This window comes from Pseudomonas sp. MF08831 (genome assembly GCF_059862645.1).
This window is the reverse complement of record NZ_JCBCUX010000003.1, coordinates 68793-84293: the sequence shown is the minus strand read 5'-3', so window position 1 is coordinate 84293 and position 15501 is coordinate 68793. Positions and strand designations below refer to the sequence as shown.

Here is a 15501-nt window from a genome sequence, read left to right as displayed (position 1 = left end):
TTCGCCGATTTTGTCGCTTCAGTCCTTTATTGAAACGATTTGTTGAGGCCTTTATTTACGCCTTGCAGAATGTTGCGCATGAACAAGCGAGCGTTAAAGCAGTCTGTTCTGCATCGAATTTATTTACCGAGGCGCCCTGGCGCATCGCTACTTTGAGATAGCCGTCCTCCATGTTTGGTTCCAACGACGACAAGAAGAGCCCAGCTGCGGCTGGCGAGAAAAAAGGCCTGTTCGGATGGCTGCGCAAAAAGCCGCAGGAAACCGTCGTCGAACAGCCACAGGTTCAGCCTGAGCCGATTCCCGAACCTATAGTTGACGCCGAACCGGTTGCTGAAATCCCGGCACCGGTGGTGTTGCCGATGGCCGAGCCGGTGTTGCAGCCGGTGGTTGAGGAGGTGCCGGAACCTGAGCCTGAACACAAGCCGTGGCTTGAGCTACCGGTTGCCGAAGAACCTGTGGCACTGGTCGAGGATGTGCAGGCTGAGCACGTGACGCCGCCGATTCCGGTCGCGGTCGAGCCGGTGGCCGTTGTGGTTGAGTCGTCACCTGTCATCGAAGCGCCTGCGCCGGCAGTTGTTGAGCCTGCGCCAGCGCCTGTCGTCGTTGCCGCGCCTGCCGTGATCGAGCCGCCCGCTGCCCCGGAGCCGGTCGCCGCTGCCGCTGAAACCAGCAAAACCGGCTTCTTTGCCCGCCTTAAGCAAGGTCTGAGCAAGACCAGCGCCAGCATCGGCGAAGGCATGGCCAGTCTGTTTCTGGGCAAAAAGGTCATCGATGACGAGCTGCTGGAAGACATCGAAACCCGTCTGCTGACCGCCGACGTGGGCGTCGAAGCCACTGCGGTGATCATCCAGAGCCTGACGCAGAAGGTTGCGCGCAAACAACTGACCGACGCCGACGCGCTCTACAAATCGCTGCAGGCTGAACTGGCCGCGATGCTCAAACCCGTGGAAGCGCCGCTGGTGATCACGCCGAACAAGCCGTTCGTGATCCTGGTTGTCGGTGTCAACGGCGCCGGCAAAACCACCACCATTGGCAAGCTGGCCAAGAAGCTGCAGTCGGAAGGCAAGAAAGTCATGCTCGCCGCCGGCGACACCTTCCGCGCCGCAGCCGTGGAGCAGCTGCAGGTGTGGGGTGAGCGCAACAAGATTCCGGTCATCGCCCAGCACACCGGCGCCGACTCCGCGTCCGTCATCTTCGACGCCGTGCAAGCCGCCAAGGCCCGTAACATCGACGTATTGATTGCCGATACCGCCGGTCGTCTGCACACCAAAGACAACTTGATGGAAGAGTTGAAAAAGGTCCGCCGCGTCATCAGCAAGCTCGACGCCGACGCGCCGCACGAAGTGTTGCTGGTGCTTGACGCCGGCACCGGCCAGAACGCCATCAGCCAGGCCAAACAATTCAACCAGACGGTGCAACTCACCGGCCTGGCATTGACTAAGCTCGACGGCACGGCCAAGGGCGGCGTGATCTTCGCCCTGGCCAAACAGTTCGGGTTGCCGATTCGTTACATCGGCGTCGGTGAAGGCATCGACGACCTGCGCACCTTTGAAGCCGAACCCTTTGTACAGGCACTTTTCGCCGAGCGGGAGCGTTCATGATTCGATTCGAACAGGTCGGTAAACGCTACGCCAACGGGCATGTGGGCTTGCATGAGCTGAGCTTTCGAGTGCGTCGTGGCGAATTCTTGTTTGTAACTGGTCATTCGGGCGCGGGCAAAAGTACGCTGTTGCGGCTGCTGCTGGCCATGGAACGCCCGACCACCGGCAAGTTGCTGCTGGCGGGCCAGGATCTGGCCACCATCAGCAATGCACAGATTCCGTTCCTGCGCCGTCAGATTGGCGTGGTGTTCCAGAATCACCAGCTGCTGTTTGATCGCACCGTGTTCAACAACATTGCGCTGCCGTTGCAGATTCTCGGGCTGTCCAAGGCCGAGATCGTCAAGCGGGTGGACTCGGCCCTGGAGCGTGTGGCGCTGTCGGACAAGACAGACCTGTATCCGGGCGATTTGTCCACCGGCCAGCAACAGCGCGTCGGCATCGCCCGCGCGATTGTTCACCGCCCGGCCTTGCTGCTGGCGGACGAACCTACCGGTAACCTCGACCCGCGCCTGGCGGCCGAGATCATGGGCGTATTCGAAGATATCAATCGCCTGGGCACCAGCGTGCTGATCGCCAGTCACGACCTGGCGCTGATCGCGCGCATGCGCCACCGCATGCTGACCCTGCAACGCGGCCGCCTGATTGGTGATGGGGAGGCCGGCGTATGAGTGCAACACGCAGCCCTAAAGTATCCGAGCGTGTGGCGCCTAAAGCCGCCGACCCGCAGCCGCAGAAGAAAAAACGCGACGAGGACGACGGTCCGGACTTCGGCACGCTGCTGCGCGCCTGGATCGAAAGCCATCGCGCCAGCCTGCTCGACAGCCTACGCCGTCTGGGCAAGCAACCGATTGGCAGCTTTTTCACCTGCCTGGTGATGGCCGTGGCGCTGAGCCTGCCGATGGGTTTGTCGCTGCTGCTCAACAATGTCGAGCGCTTGGGCGGTTCCTGGCAGCGTGCGGCGCAGATTTCGCTGTACCTGAACCTCGACGCGAGCGCCAAAGACGGCGAGAACTTGCGCGATGACATCAAGAACCTGCCGGGTGTGGCGGACGCCGAGTACATCAGTCGCGACCAGGCGCTTGAGGAGTTCCAGCAGCAATCCGGCCTGGGTGAGGCGCTCAAAGAGTTGCCGCAGAACCCGCTGCCGGGCGTGGTGCTGGTAACACCAAATGAAGTCGACAAGCCGGCGCTGGAGGCCCTGCGACAAAAACTCGCAGAGATGCCGAAGGTACAACAGGCGCAACTTGATCTAGTCTGGGTAGAGCGTCTTGCCGCGATTCTCAAGCTGGGCGACCGCTTTGTGTTCGGCCTGACGGTGCTGTTGGTGTCTGCATTACTTTTGGTGATAGGTAATACCATTCGTCTTCATATTGAAAACCGTCGCACCGAGATAGAAGTGATTAAACTGGTTGGCGGCACGGACAGCTATGTGCGTCGTCCTTTTCTGTACATGGGCGCGCTTTATGGCTTTGGTGCCGGGATTTTGTCCTGGGGCGTACTGGCTTTTGGCCTCGACTGGCTGAACGACGCGGTAGTCGGGCTTGCCGGCTTGTACGGCAGCGATTTTGCCCTGGCCGGCGTGCCGGTTGCCGATGGGTTGTCACTCTTGCTTGGCGCGGTATTGTTGGGGTATATCGGTGCGTGGATTGCGGTCGCTCGTCACTTACGTGAGCTGGCGCCGAAGTAGTTAATGTCAGATTAATGTGGTTTCGTTTGTATTGACCGTATCAGTGGTTTAGGGAACTTATCCTACGGTTCCCGGTCAATTTTCGCAGTGCTGAACTGCACGAGTTATGTAAGTCGGAGGTTTTTTCGTATGACCACTTCTTTGCAACCTGCTCATGCTCTGGTCCCGGGTGCGAACCTGGAGGCCTATGTGCACACGGTCAACAGCATTCCATTGCTGACGCCCGAGCAGGAGCGTGAACTGGCCGAGAGTCTCTACTATGAGCAGGATTTGGGGGCGGCTCGGCAGATGGTGCTCGCCCACCTGCGTTTTGTCGTACATATCGCCCGTAGCTATAGCGGCTACGGTCTGGCCCAGGCTGACCTGATTCAGGAAGGCAACGTCGGCCTGATGAAGGCTGTAAAACGCTTCAACCCTGAAATGGGTGTGCGTCTGGTGTCGTTTGCTGTGCACTGGATCAAGGCGGAGATTCACGAGTTCATCCTGCGCAACTGGCGCATTGTGAAAGTCGCGACCACCAAGGCCCAGCGCAAGCTGTTCTTCAACCTGCGCAGCCAGAAGAAACGCCTGGCGTGGCTGAACAACGAGGAAGTCCACCGTGTGGCCGAAAGCCTCGGTGTAGAGCCGCGTGAAGTGCGCGAGATGGAAAGCCGCCTGACCGGTCATGACATGGCCTTCGACCCGGCCGCCGAAGCGGACGACGACAGCGCCTTCCAGTCGCCGGCCAACTACCTGGAAGACCACCGGTACGACCCGGCGCGTCAACTGGAAGATGCGGACTGGAGCGACAACTCCAACCACAACCTGCACGAAGCGCTGGAAGTGTTGGACGACCGCAGCCGTGACATCCTCTACCAGCGCTGGCTGGCAGAAGAAAAAGCCACGCTGCACGACTTGGCGCAGAAGTACAACGTGTCGGCCGAGCGGATTCGTCAGCTTGAAAAAAGCGCGATGAACAAGCTGAAACTGTCCATCGCCGCCTAAACGCTGGTTTCGAAAACACCACGATCGAATGTGGGAGCGGGCTTGCTCGCGAAAGCGGAGTGTCAGTCATCGCAAATGTTGACTGAACCACCGTATTCGCGAGCAAGCCCGCTCCCACATTTGTTTTTGTGTTGCGTCAGTGGGTATCAGTCGGACCAGGGTGCCTTGCGCGAATTGTTCAGTTCGACCAGATAACCATCGCCCCCCAACTGGCTCATCTGCTGGCGAATCCACGCAGCCCGTCGCGCCACATAGGCGGTTGGATGGCTGGCGCTCCATACCCGTGGGTTCGGCAACACCGCCGCCAGGTAACTGGCCTGCTGACGGGAAAGCCCTTTGGCACTCACGCCAAAGTGATGCCGAGCCGCCGCTTCGGCGCCGAACACACCTTCATCCCATTCGACGCTGTTGAGGTACACCTCAAGAATCCGTTGCTTGGGCCAGAACACCTCGATCAACCCGGTAAACCAGGCCTCCAGGCCTTTGCGCAGGTAACTGCGGCCGGTCCACAGAAACAGGTTTTTCGACACTTGCTGGCTCAGGGTGCTGGCGCCGCGAATAGAACCGCCGCGTTCGTTGTGCAGCAGCGCCGCTTGAATCGCGTCAAAATCAAAGCCCCAATGCTGCGGGAAGCGCTGGTCTTCACCGGCCATCACCGCCACTTTGAGGTCGTCGGAGATCTCGTCCCACGCCACCCACGTGCGTTGCAGGTCAATCGGCTCGCCGTCGACCCAGGATTCGACCTTGCGCTCCACCATCAATGCGGTGAACGGTGGCGGCACGACACGAAACAGCAACACCAGCAGCACACTGCCGATGGCAAACCATTTCACGACTTTGAGAAAACGCTTGAAGAGGAGACGCAGCATAGAGATGGCTTGGCCGAACCCGTTGAGCGGGCCATTATACAGACCCGGCCCTTTGAGTCTGACTGGAGTTCCTCATGCTGCGTAGCTTTCTGATGCTGGCTGCCTTTTTTGGCTTCACCGGCGTTGCCCTCGGCGCTTTTGCTGCTCATGCCCTGAAAAACCGCTTGAGCGCCGAGTACCTGGCGATCTTCCATACCGGCGTGACGTACCAACTGGTGCACGCCCTGGCGCTGTTCGGCGTGGCGCTGCTGGCCGCGCACATTCCTGGCCGGCTGGTCAGCTGGGCGGGCATCTCGTTTACCGTCGGTATCCTGCTGTTTTCCGGCAGCTTGTATGCACTGACCCTGACCGGCATCAGCAAGCTCGGCATCATTACGCCGTTTGGTGGGCTGGCATTCCTGTTGGGCTGGTTCTTTCTCGGCCTCACCGCATGGCGCCTGCAGGTCATCTGACCGAGGGGCTTGGGCCGACAACGCCAATCGGGCTAGAATGCTGGCCCCTAAAAACGATGGCGGCCCGTGGCATGCGCATTCAGTTGAACGGCGAATCCTTTGAACTGCCCGACGGTGAAACCGTTGCGGCCCTGCTGACCCGTCTGGACTTGACCGGGCGTCGCGTCGCAGTGGAGCTCAACCTGGATATCGTCCCGCGTAGCCTGCACGCCGAGACCGCGCTCACCGAAGGTGATCAGGTCGAAGTGGTCCATGCCATCGGCGGCGGCTAGTCGCCCGGCGCGCCAGCGCGCCAATCCGCATTCTGCAGAACCTCACCCCACCTCGAGGATTTCCCATGAGCATCGTTCGTAGCGACAAGCCCTTCGTTCTGGCCGGTCGTACCTACCAGTCCCGTCTGCTGGTCGGCACCGGCAAGTACCGCGACATGGAAGAAACCCGCCTGGCCATCGAAGCCTCGGGCGCCGAGATCGTTACCTTCGCCGTGCGTCGCACCAACCTCGGGCAGATCGAGGGCGAGCCAAACCTGCTCGAAGTGCTGTCGCCGGACCGCTACACCTTCTTGCCGAACACCGCCGGGTGCTACGACGCGATTGAAGCGGTGCGCACTTGCCGCCTGGCCCGCGAGCTGCTCGACGGCCATAACCTGGTGAAGCTGGAAGTGCTGGCCGACCAGAAAACCCTGTTCCCCAACGTGATCGAAACCCTGAAGGCCGCCGAAACGCTGGTCAAGGAAGGCTTCGACGTGATGGTTTACACCAGCGATGACCCGATCATTGCCCGCCAACTGGCAGAAATCGGCTGCATTGCCGTGATGCCGCTGGCCGGTCTGATCGGTTCCGGCCTGGGTATCTGCAACCCGTACAACCTGCAGATCATCCTCGAAGAAGCCAAGATTCCGGTGCTGGTGGACGCGGGCGTAGGCACTGCCTCCGACGCCACCATTGCCATGGAGCTGGGTTGCGATGCGGTGCTGATGAACTCGGCCATCGCTCATGCCCAGCAGCCGATCATGATGGCTGAAGCCATGAACCATGCGATCGTTGCGGGCCGCCTGGCCTACCTCGCCGGCCGTATGCCGAAAAAACTCTATGCCAGCGCCTCTTCGCCGCTGGATGGTCTGATCAAGTAAGAGCTATTGATGACTGAATCAAACGAAACGCCGAACACCGTGGAAGAGGGCGACGAGTCCAAGCACCGCCGCATCAAGAGCTTTGTGATGCGTGCGGGCCGTATGACCGAAGGCCAGCAAAAGGGCCTGGAGCAGGGCACGCCGCTGTTCGTTTTGCCATTGGCCGACGCGCCAGTGGACTACGACCAGGTGTTTGGCCGTTCGGCCCCGCGTTCCCTGGAAATCGGTTTCGGCATGGGTCACTCCTTGCTGGAAATGGCCGCGGCCTCGCCGGAGCAGGACTTCATCGGTGTGGAAGTACACCGTCCGGGTGTCGGCGCGTTGCTCAACGGCGTGCTGACCCAAGGCCTGACTAACCTGCGGGTCTATGACTGCGACGCGATTGAAGTGCTCAACCGCTGCATCGCCGATAACAGCCTCGATCGCCTGATGCTGTTCTTCCCGGACCCGTGGCACAAAGCCCGTCACCACAAGCGTCGCATCGTCCAGGCTTCGTTCGCGGAGCTGGTGCGCAGCAAGCTTAAAGTCGGTGGCATCCTGCACATGGCGACCGACTGGGAACCGTACGCCGAGTACATGCTGGAAGTGATGAACGTCGCCCCTGGCTATCGCAACCTGGCCGAGGACGGCAAATGCGTGCCACGCCCGGCTGAGCGTCCGATCACCAAGTTCGAGCGCCGCGGCGAGCGGTTGGGGCATGGCGTTTGGGATCTGAAGTTCGAGAAGGTCGACTGACAAGCCATTAGCGTGCAATACGGTCAAAAAAGTGGGAGCGGGCTTGCTCGCGAAGGCGCTGAATCAGTCGACCTGTAAGGTGACTGACACACCGTTTTCGCGAGCAAGCCCGCTCCCACATTTGTATCCCCGTTGGATTGGCAGTCAGCGGCGGTCTGCTACTACGCCAATCAACACCAGCACCACCACCAACACCGGCGCCAGGCTGTAGTTATTGAACTGGCTCAACCCCCGCACAATCCATGGCGTGGCGTAGATCAACGCCGCACCGCTGCCGATCATGCACACCAGCGCCATCAAGGGGACGCGCAATGCGCCCGCGATACTGCCCAGGCGGGCCTCGACCCAGCCTTTGATATCGGCGCCGAACAACACCAGCAAGCAGCCGACAAGAGCCAGAGAGATTTCCGACAGGTTACTTCGGCTCCAGCGGGATACGGTGGCGAGCAGGTCGAGTACCAAATCCATTCGAATTCCTTAGAGCGTCAGCTCAAAAACTTCTGCAACAGGTCATTGAGAAAGAGTTGCCCGCGGTCGGTCGCCGCCAGGCGTGACGGTTCGACCTGCATTAAGCCACTTTGTTCTGCCTCACGGCGGCCTTCCTCAAGGCTCGCCAGATCAAGGCCGGTGCGCTCGGCGTAGAGCGTGGCGTCGACGCCTTCGGTGAGCCGCAACGCATTCATGAGGAACTCGAATGGAAGCTCTTCATTGGTCAGTTCTTTCGCCCCGGCCTGAAAGCTTTTGGCCGGGTTGAGGTAGTCCTTGGGTGCTCGGGTCTTCCAAGTGCGCACGATGCGCCCATCCGGATGGCTCAGCTTGCCGTGGGCGCCAGCGCCGATGCCGATAAAGTCGCCGAAGCTCCAGTAATTGAGGTTATGCCGTGCTGGGCGGCCCGCTTGGGCATACGCCGACACTTCATATTGCGCGTAACCGTGTTCAGCCAGCAGCGCCTGGCCGGCTTCCTGAATGTCCCACAGGGTGTCGTCTTCCGGCAGCGCGGGCGGCTGGTTCCAGAACACGGTGTTGGGTTCCAGGGTCAGCTGATACCAAGACAGGTGCGTCGGTTTCAGGGCGATGGCCTGGCGCAAGTCGCTCAGGGCGTCGTCCAGGGTTTGATCGGGCAAGCCATGCATCAGGTCCAGGTTGAAGTTATCAAACCCGGCCTGGCGCGCCATGCCGGCGGCGCGCACGGCTTCGTCACCGTTGTGAATGCGGCCCAGGGCTTCGAGCTTCTCCTGCTGGAAACTCTGGATGCCGATGGACAGGCGGTTGATGCCCAGCGCGCGGTAGGCCACGAACTTCTCTTGCTCGAAGGTCCCGGGGTTGGCTTCCAGGGTGATTTCGATGTCGCCGGCAAACGGGATGCGTGCTTCCACGCCCTTGAGCAAACGGCCCAGCGCAGCGGCGCTGAACAAGCTTGGCGTGCCGCCACCGAAGAAGATCGAACTGAGTTCACGGCCATAAACCGCGTGCAGGTCTTGATCAAGGTCAGCCAGCAACGCGTCCACGTACTCTTCTTCCGGCAGCACTTTGCTGGCGGTGTGGGAGTTGAAGTCGCAATACGGGCATTTGCGCACGCACCACGGAATGTGGATGTACAGCGCCAAGGGCGGCAGGTGCGGCAGGGCCGCCCGAGGCGTTTGCGCGCCGCCGTGGATCAGCGGCTGCGCGGAGGTGTTCTGGGTCATTTCAGGCTCAGGCGTTGGCGCAGCAAATCCATTGCGCGGGCGCGGTGGCTGATCTGGTTCTTGTCGGCCGGGCTCAGTTCGGCGCTGGAAACATTACGCTCCGGCACCCAGAACAGCGGATCGTAGCCAAACCCGTGCTCGCCGCTGGCCGCATGCAGGATGCGCCCGTGCCACAGGCCTTCGCAGAGGATCGGCAGCGGGTCGTCGGCGTGGCGCACCAGCGCCAGCACACAGACAAACTGCGCACCGCGCATCGCGTCCGGCACGTCCTTGAGAGCGTCCAGCAACTTGGCGTTGTTGGCCGCGTCGCCCTTGCCGTCGGCATACCGCGCCGAATAAATGCCAGGTGCTCCGCCCAGGAAGTCCACCGCCAGGCCCGAATCATCCGCCAGCGCCGGCAAACCGGAGATACGCGCGGCGTTGCGGGCCTTGAGGATCGCGTTTTCGACAAACGACAGGCCGGTTTCTTCCGGCTCGACCTGGCTGAACTCGCCGATCGAGCGCAGTTGCACGCAATTACCGAGCATCGCCTGGAGCTCTTTGAGTTTGCCGGCGTTATGGCTGGCCAGTACGAGTTGTGTGAGGTTCATCAGTCGGCCGGAAACAGTTCTTGGTTGAATTGGAAACCGTGGGCTTTGCCGCCGGTTTCAACATTGATGGTGAAAATCTTGGTTTCCTGCTGTGGCACCGCGTACTGGGCGACATACAGCGTGGAGCCGTTCTGGATGATTTTCTTGAACGTGAGCATCTCGCTCTTGCCGCCCAGGTCTTTGATCGTGCCGGTGACGGTTGCGTCGATCGGTTCGACGCCCTTGTTCACGAACACATTGATCATGCCCAGCTCTTTGCTGCGTACTATCCCGGCTTCCTGAGCCATTTCCGGCGTCAGGAAACTCGTGGTCAGGGTGTTGTAATGCACCGTGATATCGCCGAATTCTTTCTGGCGATTACCATCGATGGCATCCGCCGCCATGGCGCTGACGCCCAGGCATGCGGTGAGTAGAAATACAGCCAAACGACTCATGTTCGTCCTCCTTGAAAATGGTTAGACGGCAATTTGATGGTCCGTGAGGCCAGGACTGCTGACGCGGTAGATCCCGATTTCGCCCAACAGATTGGGCCATAGCTTACTCGCCCAGCCGTGGCGATGCTGTTGATCGACGGCAAGGCGGTTGATGACTTTGGCCTCACGCTCTCCGCACAAGGCTTCGAAGTCTTCGAAGGTGCAGAAGTGGATGTTCGGGGTGTTGTACCACGTGTACGGCAGGAAGTCCGACACCGGCATCCGGCCCTTGGTGGCCAAGTACCAGCGGCAGCGCCAGTGGCCGAAGTTGGGGAAGGTAATGATGCATTGGCGGCCCACACGCAGCATTTCGTCGAGAATGCGGTCCGGGTAGTGCACGGCTTGCAGGGCCTGGGTCATCACCACGATGTCGAAGCTGTTGCTGGCAAAGTTGCCCAGGCCCTTGTCCAGGTCCTGCTCGATCACGTTGATGCCCTTGGCCACGCATTGGGCAATGTTGTCCGGGTCATTTTCCAGGCCGTAGCCGGTGACTTGCTTGTTGTCGCGCAGCCAGCTCAGCAGTTCGCCATCACCGCAACCGAGGTCGAGCACGCGGCTGCCGGCGGGGATCCAGTCTTGGATGATTTCCAGGTCGGCTCTCATGGCGTTCTCACAGAGTTATGCGGTTCATGTAATTGCTGAAAGCCTGCAGGTAGCGCGGGATCGGAATCAGGAAGGCGTCATGGCCTTGCGGAGCATCGATCTCCAGGTAGCAGACATCTTTCTTGGCGGCCATCAGTGCGTCCACCAGCTCACGGGAGCGGGCCGGCGAGAAGCGCCAGTCGGTGGTGAACGACATCACGCAGAACTTGGCGGTGGCACCCTCAAAAGTTTTCGCCAGGTCGTCGTTGAAATTGGCGGCCGGGTCGAAGTAGTCCAGCGCCTTGGTCATCAGCAGGTAGGTGTTGGCGTCGAAACGCCCGGAAAACTCCTCGCCCTGATAGCGCAGGTAACTTTCGACCTGGAACTCGACGCTGTGGAAGTCGTAGTTGAGCTTCTCGCTCTTGAGGCCACGGCCGAATTTTTCGCCCATGGAGTCATCGGACAGGTAAGTGATGTGCCCGACCATGCGCGCGAGCATCAAGCCACGTTTGGGGATTACGCCCGCTTCCTGGAACGAACCGCCGTGGAACTCGGGGTCGGTGAGGATGGCCTGACGCGCCACTTCGTTGAAAGCAATGTTCTGCGCCGACAGTTTCGGCGCCGAAGCGATTGCCAGGCAATGGCGCACGCGGTCCGGGTAGGAGATGGTCCATTGCAGCGCTTGCATGCCGCCCAGGCTGCCGCCGATCACTGCAGCCCACTGGCCGATGCCCAGCAGGTCAGCCAGACGCGCCTGGCTGTGCACCCAGTCTTCCACGGTCAGCACCGGGAAATCCGCGCCGAACGGTTTGCCGGTTTCCGGGTTGAGGCTGCTCGGGCCGGTGGAGCCGTTGCAGCCGCCGAGATTGTTCAGGCTGACCACAAAGAATTTGTTGGTGTCGATGGGCTTGCCGGGGCCGATGCAGCTGTCCCACCAGCCGGGCTTGCGCTCGTCGGCACTGTGGAAACCGGCGGCGTGATGATGGCCGGACAAGGCATGGCAGATCAGCACGGCGTTGCTCGCCGTGGCGTTCAGTTGGCCATAGGTTTCGTAGATCAGGTCATAGGCCGGCAGCGAACGGCCGCAGGCCAGGGCCAGCGGTTCGCTGAAGTGCGCCACTTGGGGCACGACCAGTCCAACAGAATCGGGGGGGAAGGCAGCTGGCATCGACCCTGCTCTCGTTTAAATGAGGCGTAAGTCTAAAGACCGCTGCACCTAGCGGCAAGCAAAGGCCTGCGCCCGTACAAAGATACAAATGTGGGAGGGGGCTTGTGTGGGAGCTGGCTTGCCTGCGATGCAGTCACCTCGGTGTTTCAGTCACACCGCAGTGATGCAATCGCAGGCAAGCCAGCTTACCCAAAAGCGGCTTGCACAGTGATCCGCCAGGAATCAAATCAGCCCGAACAGCTCCTTGGGCATGAACGCGTAGTAAGCCAGGCGCGGGATCACCCAGCTTTGCAGCAGCTGGATCGCGATAAACGCGAAGATCGGCGAGATATCCAGGCCGCCCAGGTTCGGGATCAACCGACGGAACGGCGCCAGCACCGGTTCGGTGATCTGGGCCACCAGCTCCGCGCCAGGGCTACGGCTGCCGGGTGCAACCCACGAGAGGATCACGCTGATGATCATCGACCAGAAGATGATCTTCAAAAACAGCGAGAAGATACCGATCAGGCCCCATGGCAACAGCAGCGGGGTGAAGGCCTGGTAGCCGTTGAGCATCAGGATCACCACAAACAGCAAAATCTGCAGCAGCAGCGCCAGCACCAGCGATGACATGTCCAGGCCGAACAGGCTTGGGATCACGCGGCGCAGCGGTTTGAGCAGCGGTTGGGTGGCTTTCACCACGAACTGGCAGAGCGGGTTGTAGAAGTTCGCCCGCACCAATTGCAGGATAAAGCGCATCAGCACGATCAGCAGGTACAGGCTGCCCAAGGTCTGGATGATGAAAATGGCAGCGTCATTGATTCCGAGCATGTTTGTTTCCTATCGGGTCCAGTTGCAGGGGACGACTATTTGCCCAGTTGCTCGGCCATCTCGGCCGAACGATGTGCCGCAGCACCCAGGGCTTTTTCCACCAGGGCTTCAAAGCCACCGGCCTGGAACGATTCAATGGCCGCTTGCGTAGTGCCACCCGGCGACGTTACGCGGCGGCGCAGTTCGGCGGCGTCCACGTCGCTGTCGACGGCCATGTTGGCGGCGCCCAGCGCGGTTTGCTCAGCCAGTTGCTCAGCCACTTCGTGTGGCAGGCCCAGTTTCACGCCGGCGGCGGTCATGGCTTCGATCAACAGAAAGAAGTACGCCGGGCCGCTGCCGGAAACGGCGGTGACCGCATCCAGTTGCTGCTCTTGCTCCAGCCACACGGCGATGCCGACGGCGGACAACAGCTCTTGCGCTTGATCGCGTTGCTCAGCCGTCACTTCGGCGGTGGCGTACAGGCCGCTCACGCCCTTGCGCAGCAGCGCCGGGGTGTTGGGCATGCAGCGCACGATTGGCTGTTCACCGAGCCAGGTGTTCATGCTGGCGCAGGTGATGCCGGCGGCGATCGACACCACCAACTGATGCGGTTGCAGGCTTGGGCGCAGGCTTTCGCACACGGCCTTCATAGCTTGCGGTTTCACCGCCAGTACGATCACGTCAACGCCCTGGATGGCCTCAGCGTTGTCGGCAAAGGTTTCAATGCCATGCTCGTTGCTGACGCGGGCGCGGGTGTCGGCGCCCGGGTCGCTGGCGCGGATCTGGGAGGCTTCGAGGCCTTTGGCCCGCAGGCCACCGATCAGGCTGGCCGCCATGTTACCGGCGCCGATAAAGGCAATACGCGTGTTGCTCATGACAAGTCCTTATTCAGAGGAAAGTCAGCCATTTCACGGCTGGCCGTAGTCGCGGGCGCCAAACAGGGCGGTACCGATCCGCACCCAGGTGGCGCCTTGGGCGATGGCCGACTCGAGGTCGTGGCTCATGCCCATGGAAAGTGTGTCCAGCGGCAGATTCAGGCTGGCTTGCAGGTCTCTCACCGCTGCGAACGCCGCATCTTGTGCGGCGCGCTCTTCAGTCGGCTCGGGGATCGCCATCAAGCCGCGCAGTTTCAGGCGCGGCAAAGCGCTGATCGCATGGGCCAGGGCCGGCAAGTCGGCGGGCGTACAGCCGGATTTGCTGGCTTCGCCACTGACGTTGACCTGGATGCAGATGTTCAGCGGCGGCAGGTCGGCCGGGCGTTGTTCGGACAGGCGTTGAGCGATTTTCAAGCGGTCCACGGAATGTACCCAAGCGAAGTTCTCGGCGATCGCACGAGTCTTGTTCGATTGAATGGGGCCAATGAAGTGCCAACTCAAGGGCAGGTCGGTTAATTGCGCCTGTTTGCCCAAGGCTTCCTGCAGGTAGTTCTCGCCAAAATCGTGCATCCCGGCGGCGTAGGCCTCGCGCACAGCTTGCGCGGGTTTGGTCTTGCTCACGGCCAGCAGGTGGATGCTGTTTTCGTCACGTTGCACGGCGTGGGCCGCGGCACGGATCCGCTCGCTAACCAGGCCAATGTTGTCTGCTATCGTCGACATTCAAGATGCACCCGTGGATATGGAGTCCGCGGCATTCTACTGGAAATGGAAAGCCCTATGGATATCACTGAATTGCTGACGGCCAGCGTGCGCCGTGGCGCCTCCGACCTGCATTTGTCGGCCGGCCTGGCACCGATGCTGCGTGTCGATGGCGAGGTCTGGCCTCTGGAAGGCCCGGTGCTCACGCCCCCGCAAGTTGCGGACTTATTGAGCCCTTTGCTCAACAGCTACCAACAAAAGGATTTCAAAACATCTCTTGAAACCGATTTTGCCTTTGAACTGCCGAGCGTGGCGCGGTTCCGGGTGAACGTATTTCAGCAGGACCGCGGCATGGGGGCGGTGTTTCGCACCATTCCCGCCGAGGTGCAGAGCCTTGAAAGCCTCGGGTTGGGGGCGGTGTTCCAGCGGATCGCGCAACTGCCGCGCGGCCTGGTGCTGGTCACCGGGCCGACCGGGTCGGGCAAGTCCACCACGCTGGCAGCAATGATCGACTACCTCAACGGGCATCGACGCCAGCACATCCTCACCCTCGAAGACCCCATCGAATTTATCCACAGGCCGAAAATGGCCTTGATCAACCAGCGCCAGGTGCACCGCGATACCCACAGCTTTTCGGCGGCGCTGCGTTCGGCTCTGCGTGAAGACCCGGATGTGATTCTGGTGGGCGAATTGCGCGACCTTGAGACCATCCGTCTGGCGCTGACCGCCGCTGAGACCGGGCACCTGGTATTTGGCACCCTGCACACCACGTCGGCCGCAAAGAGCGTGGACCGGCTGGTGGACGTGTTCCCGGCAGCGGAAAAAGCCATGGTGCGCTCGATGCTCTCGGAATCGTTGCAGGCGGTGGTGTCGCAAGTGCTGGTCAAGAAAATCGGCGGCGGGCGGGTGGCGGCTCACGAGATCATGCTGGGGACACCGGCTATTCGTAACTTGATCCGTGAAGACAAAGTGGCGCAGATGGTCTCGGCGATCCAGACCGGTGGGGCGCTGGGGATGAAAACGTTGGACATGAGCTTGAAGGCGTTGGTCAGCGAGGGGTTGATCAGCCGGGAAGATGCGCGGGGGCAGGCGAGGGTGCCTGGGGACATCTGAGGTCTTGCGGGCAATGAAAATCAAATGTGGGAGCGGGCTTGCCCGCGAATGCGCAGTGTCAGTC

19 protein-coding genes are annotated in these 15501 nt (G+C 60.9%); 9 read left to right on the top strand and 10 right to left on the bottom strand.

Translation table 11 applies throughout. The annotated features are described in order from the left end of the window. Positions 1-170 precede the first annotated feature (170 nt). The 4 genes from ftsY (at position 171) to rpoH (ending at position 4272) form a co-directional block, all read left to right on the top strand. On the top strand, positions 171-1601 hold the full coding sequence (gene ftsY / locus AC19YS_RS06605) for a signal recognition particle-docking protein FtsY (protein WP_500601262.1): 1431 nt from the start codon (positions 171-173) through the stop codon (positions 1599-1601). Continuing rightward, positions 1598-2269, top strand: a complete 672-nt coding sequence (gene ftsE / locus AC19YS_RS06600; RefSeq protein WP_003213784.1) for a cell division ATP-binding protein FtsE — start codon at positions 1598-1600, stop codon at positions 2267-2269. Before ftsY ends, ftsE begins: the two co-directional genes overlap by 4 nt. Further along, the gene (ftsX, locus tag AC19YS_RS06595) at positions 2266-3288 is read left to right on the top strand and encodes a permease-like cell division protein FtsX (RefSeq protein ID WP_106575690.1); all 1023 of its coding nucleotides are present in this window, start codon (positions 2266-2268) and stop codon (positions 3286-3288) included. Before ftsE ends, ftsX begins: the two co-directional genes overlap by 4 nt. A gap of 129 nt (positions 3289-3417) precedes the next feature. Next, a complete protein-coding gene (gene rpoH / locus AC19YS_RS06590; protein WP_200622219.1) occupies positions 3418-4272 on the top strand; it encodes an RNA polymerase sigma factor RpoH in 855 nt (284 codons plus the stop codon). 146 nt (positions 4273-4418) lie between these two features. On the opposite strand, the gene mtgA is transcribed toward rpoH, so the two are convergent. After that, a complete protein-coding gene (mtgA, locus tag AC19YS_RS06585; RefSeq protein WP_106575689.1) occupies positions 4419-5141 on the bottom strand; it encodes a monofunctional biosynthetic peptidoglycan transglycosylase in 723 nt (240 codons plus the stop codon). A 74-nt stretch (positions 5142-5215) separates the two neighbouring features. Here mtgA and AC19YS_RS06580 point away from each other — a divergent pair, with 74 nt between their 5' ends. From AC19YS_RS06580 to trmB, 4 genes are all read left to right on the top strand, one after another. Further along, the gene (locus AC19YS_RS06580; RefSeq protein WP_106575688.1) at positions 5216-5593 is read left to right on the top strand and encodes a DUF423 domain-containing protein; all 378 of its coding nucleotides are present in this window, start codon (positions 5216-5218) and stop codon (positions 5591-5593) included. A 71-nt stretch (positions 5594-5664) separates the two neighbouring features. Further along, positions 5665-5865 carry a sulfur carrier protein ThiS gene (gene thiS, locus AC19YS_RS06575; RefSeq protein ID WP_015886354.1) on the top strand — a complete coding sequence of 67 codons (201 nt, stop codon included), beginning with the start codon at positions 5665-5667 and terminating at the stop codon, positions 5863-5865. A 65-nt stretch (positions 5866-5930) separates the two neighbouring features. Beyond that, entirely contained in the window at positions 5931-6725 is a 795-nt protein-coding gene (locus tag AC19YS_RS06570) for a thiazole synthase (protein WP_015886353.1), read from the top strand. A 9-nt stretch (positions 6726-6734) separates the two neighbouring features. Further along, complete coding sequence (trmB, locus tag AC19YS_RS06565) at positions 6735-7460, top strand: tRNA (guanosine(46)-N7)-methyltransferase TrmB (RefSeq protein ID WP_106575687.1); 726 nt, start codon at positions 6735-6737, stop codon at positions 7458-7460. 144 nt (positions 7461-7604) lie between these two features. Here trmB and AC19YS_RS06560 read toward each other — a convergent pair whose 3' ends face one another. The 9 genes from AC19YS_RS06560 to AC19YS_RS06520 form a co-directional block, all read right to left on the bottom strand. Beyond that, the gene (locus tag AC19YS_RS06560; protein WP_016972961.1) at positions 7605-7928 is read right to left on the bottom strand and encodes a DUF3392 domain-containing protein; all 324 of its coding nucleotides are present in this window, start codon (positions 7926-7928) and stop codon (positions 7605-7607) included. A 17-nt stretch (positions 7929-7945) separates the two neighbouring features. Further along, on the bottom strand, positions 7946-9148 hold the full coding sequence (gene hemW, locus AC19YS_RS06555) for a radical SAM family heme chaperone HemW (RefSeq protein ID WP_500601257.1): 1203 nt from the start codon (positions 9146-9148) through the stop codon (positions 7946-7948). Then, the gene (rdgB, locus tag AC19YS_RS06550; RefSeq protein ID WP_119737443.1) at positions 9145-9741 is read right to left on the bottom strand and encodes an RdgB/HAM1 family non-canonical purine NTP pyrophosphatase; all 597 of its coding nucleotides are present in this window, start codon (positions 9739-9741) and stop codon (positions 9145-9147) included. The genes hemW and rdgB overlap by 4 nt, the downstream gene beginning before the upstream one ends. Further along, a complete protein-coding gene (locus AC19YS_RS06545; RefSeq protein WP_106575685.1) occupies positions 9738-10172 on the bottom strand; it encodes a DUF4426 domain-containing protein in 435 nt (144 codons plus the stop codon). The genes rdgB and AC19YS_RS06545 overlap by 4 nt, the downstream gene beginning before the upstream one ends. A gap of 21 nt (positions 10173-10193) precedes the next feature. Next, positions 10194-10814: a methionine biosynthesis protein MetW gene (metW, locus tag AC19YS_RS06540; RefSeq protein WP_003213768.1), complete on the bottom strand. Its 621-nt coding sequence runs from the start codon at positions 10812-10814 to the stop codon at positions 10194-10196. A 7-nt stretch (positions 10815-10821) separates the two neighbouring features. Continuing rightward, a complete protein-coding gene (metX, locus tag AC19YS_RS06535; RefSeq protein WP_179676532.1) occupies positions 10822-11961 on the bottom strand; it encodes a homoserine O-succinyltransferase MetX in 1140 nt (379 codons plus the stop codon). Positions 11962-12183: 222 nt separating this feature from the next. Beyond that, positions 12184-12771, bottom strand: a complete 588-nt coding sequence (locus tag AC19YS_RS06530; RefSeq protein WP_106575682.1) for a YggT family protein — start codon at positions 12769-12771, stop codon at positions 12184-12186. Between the two features lie 35 nt (positions 12772-12806). Beyond that, entirely contained in the window at positions 12807-13625 is an 819-nt protein-coding gene (gene proC, locus AC19YS_RS06525) for a pyrroline-5-carboxylate reductase (RefSeq protein ID WP_500601253.1), read from the bottom strand. A 33-nt stretch (positions 13626-13658) separates the two neighbouring features. Next, positions 13659-14345: a YggS family pyridoxal phosphate-dependent enzyme gene (locus AC19YS_RS06520; RefSeq protein ID WP_500601251.1), complete on the bottom strand. Its 687-nt coding sequence runs from the start codon at positions 14343-14345 to the stop codon at positions 13659-13661. A 57-nt stretch (positions 14346-14402) separates the two neighbouring features. Between AC19YS_RS06520 and AC19YS_RS06515 the strand changes: the two genes are divergently transcribed. After that, positions 14403-15437, top strand: coding sequence for a type IV pilus twitching motility protein PilT (locus AC19YS_RS06515; RefSeq protein WP_448209939.1), 1035 nt, complete (start codon positions 14403-14405; stop codon positions 15435-15437). Positions 15438-15501 lie beyond the last annotated feature (64 nt).

Coding starts and splice junctions, on each gene's coding strand:
- ftsY (WP_500601262.1), top strand. CDS start 171: ATGTTTGGTTCCAACGACGACAAGAAGAGCCCAGCTGCGGCTGGCGAG.
- ftsE (WP_003213784.1), top strand. CDS start 1,598: ATGATTCGATTCGAACAGGTCGGTAAACGCTACGCCAACGGGCATGTG.
- ftsX (WP_106575690.1), top strand. CDS start 2,266: ATGAGTGCAACACGCAGCCCTAAAGTATCCGAGCGTGTGGCGCCTAAA.
- rpoH (WP_200622219.1), top strand. CDS start 3,418: ATGACCACTTCTTTGCAACCTGCTCATGCTCTGGTCCCGGGTGCGAAC.
- mtgA (WP_106575689.1), bottom strand. CDS start 5,141: ATGCTGCGTCTCCTCTTCAAGCGTTTTCTCAAAGTCGTGAAATGGTTT.
- AC19YS_RS06580 (WP_106575688.1), top strand. CDS start 5,216: ATGCTGCGTAGCTTTCTGATGCTGGCTGCCTTTTTTGGCTTCACCGGC.
- thiS (WP_015886354.1), top strand. CDS start 5,665: ATGCGCATTCAGTTGAACGGCGAATCCTTTGAACTGCCCGACGGTGAA.
- AC19YS_RS06570 (WP_015886353.1), top strand. CDS start 5,931: ATGAGCATCGTTCGTAGCGACAAGCCCTTCGTTCTGGCCGGTCGTACC.
- trmB (WP_106575687.1), top strand. CDS start 6,735: ATGACTGAATCAAACGAAACGCCGAACACCGTGGAAGAGGGCGACGAG.
- AC19YS_RS06560 (WP_016972961.1), bottom strand. CDS start 7,928: ATGGATTTGGTACTCGACCTGCTCGCCACCGTATCCCGCTGGAGCCGA.
- hemW (WP_500601257.1), bottom strand. CDS start 9,148: ATGACCCAGAACACCTCCGCGCAGCCGCTGATCCACGGCGGCGCGCAA.
- AC19YS_RS06545 (WP_106575685.1), bottom strand. CDS start 10,172: ATGAGTCGTTTGGCTGTATTTCTACTCACCGCATGCCTGGGCGTCAGC.
- metW (WP_003213768.1), bottom strand. CDS start 10,814: ATGAGAGCCGACCTGGAAATCATCCAAGACTGGATCCCCGCCGGCAGC.
- metX (WP_179676532.1), bottom strand. CDS start 11,961: ATGCCAGCTGCCTTCCCCCCCGATTCTGTTGGACTGGTCGTGCCCCAA.
- AC19YS_RS06530 (WP_106575682.1), bottom strand. CDS start 12,771: ATGCTCGGAATCAATGACGCTGCCATTTTCATCATCCAGACCTTGGGC.
- proC (WP_500601253.1), bottom strand. CDS start 13,625: ATGAGCAACACGCGTATTGCCTTTATCGGCGCCGGTAACATGGCGGCC.
- AC19YS_RS06520 (WP_500601251.1), bottom strand. CDS start 14,345: ATGTCGACGATAGCAGACAACATTGGCCTGGTTAGCGAGCGGATCCGT.
- AC19YS_RS06515 (WP_448209939.1), top strand. CDS start 14,403: ATGGATATCACTGAATTGCTGACGGCCAGCGTGCGCCGTGGCGCCTCC.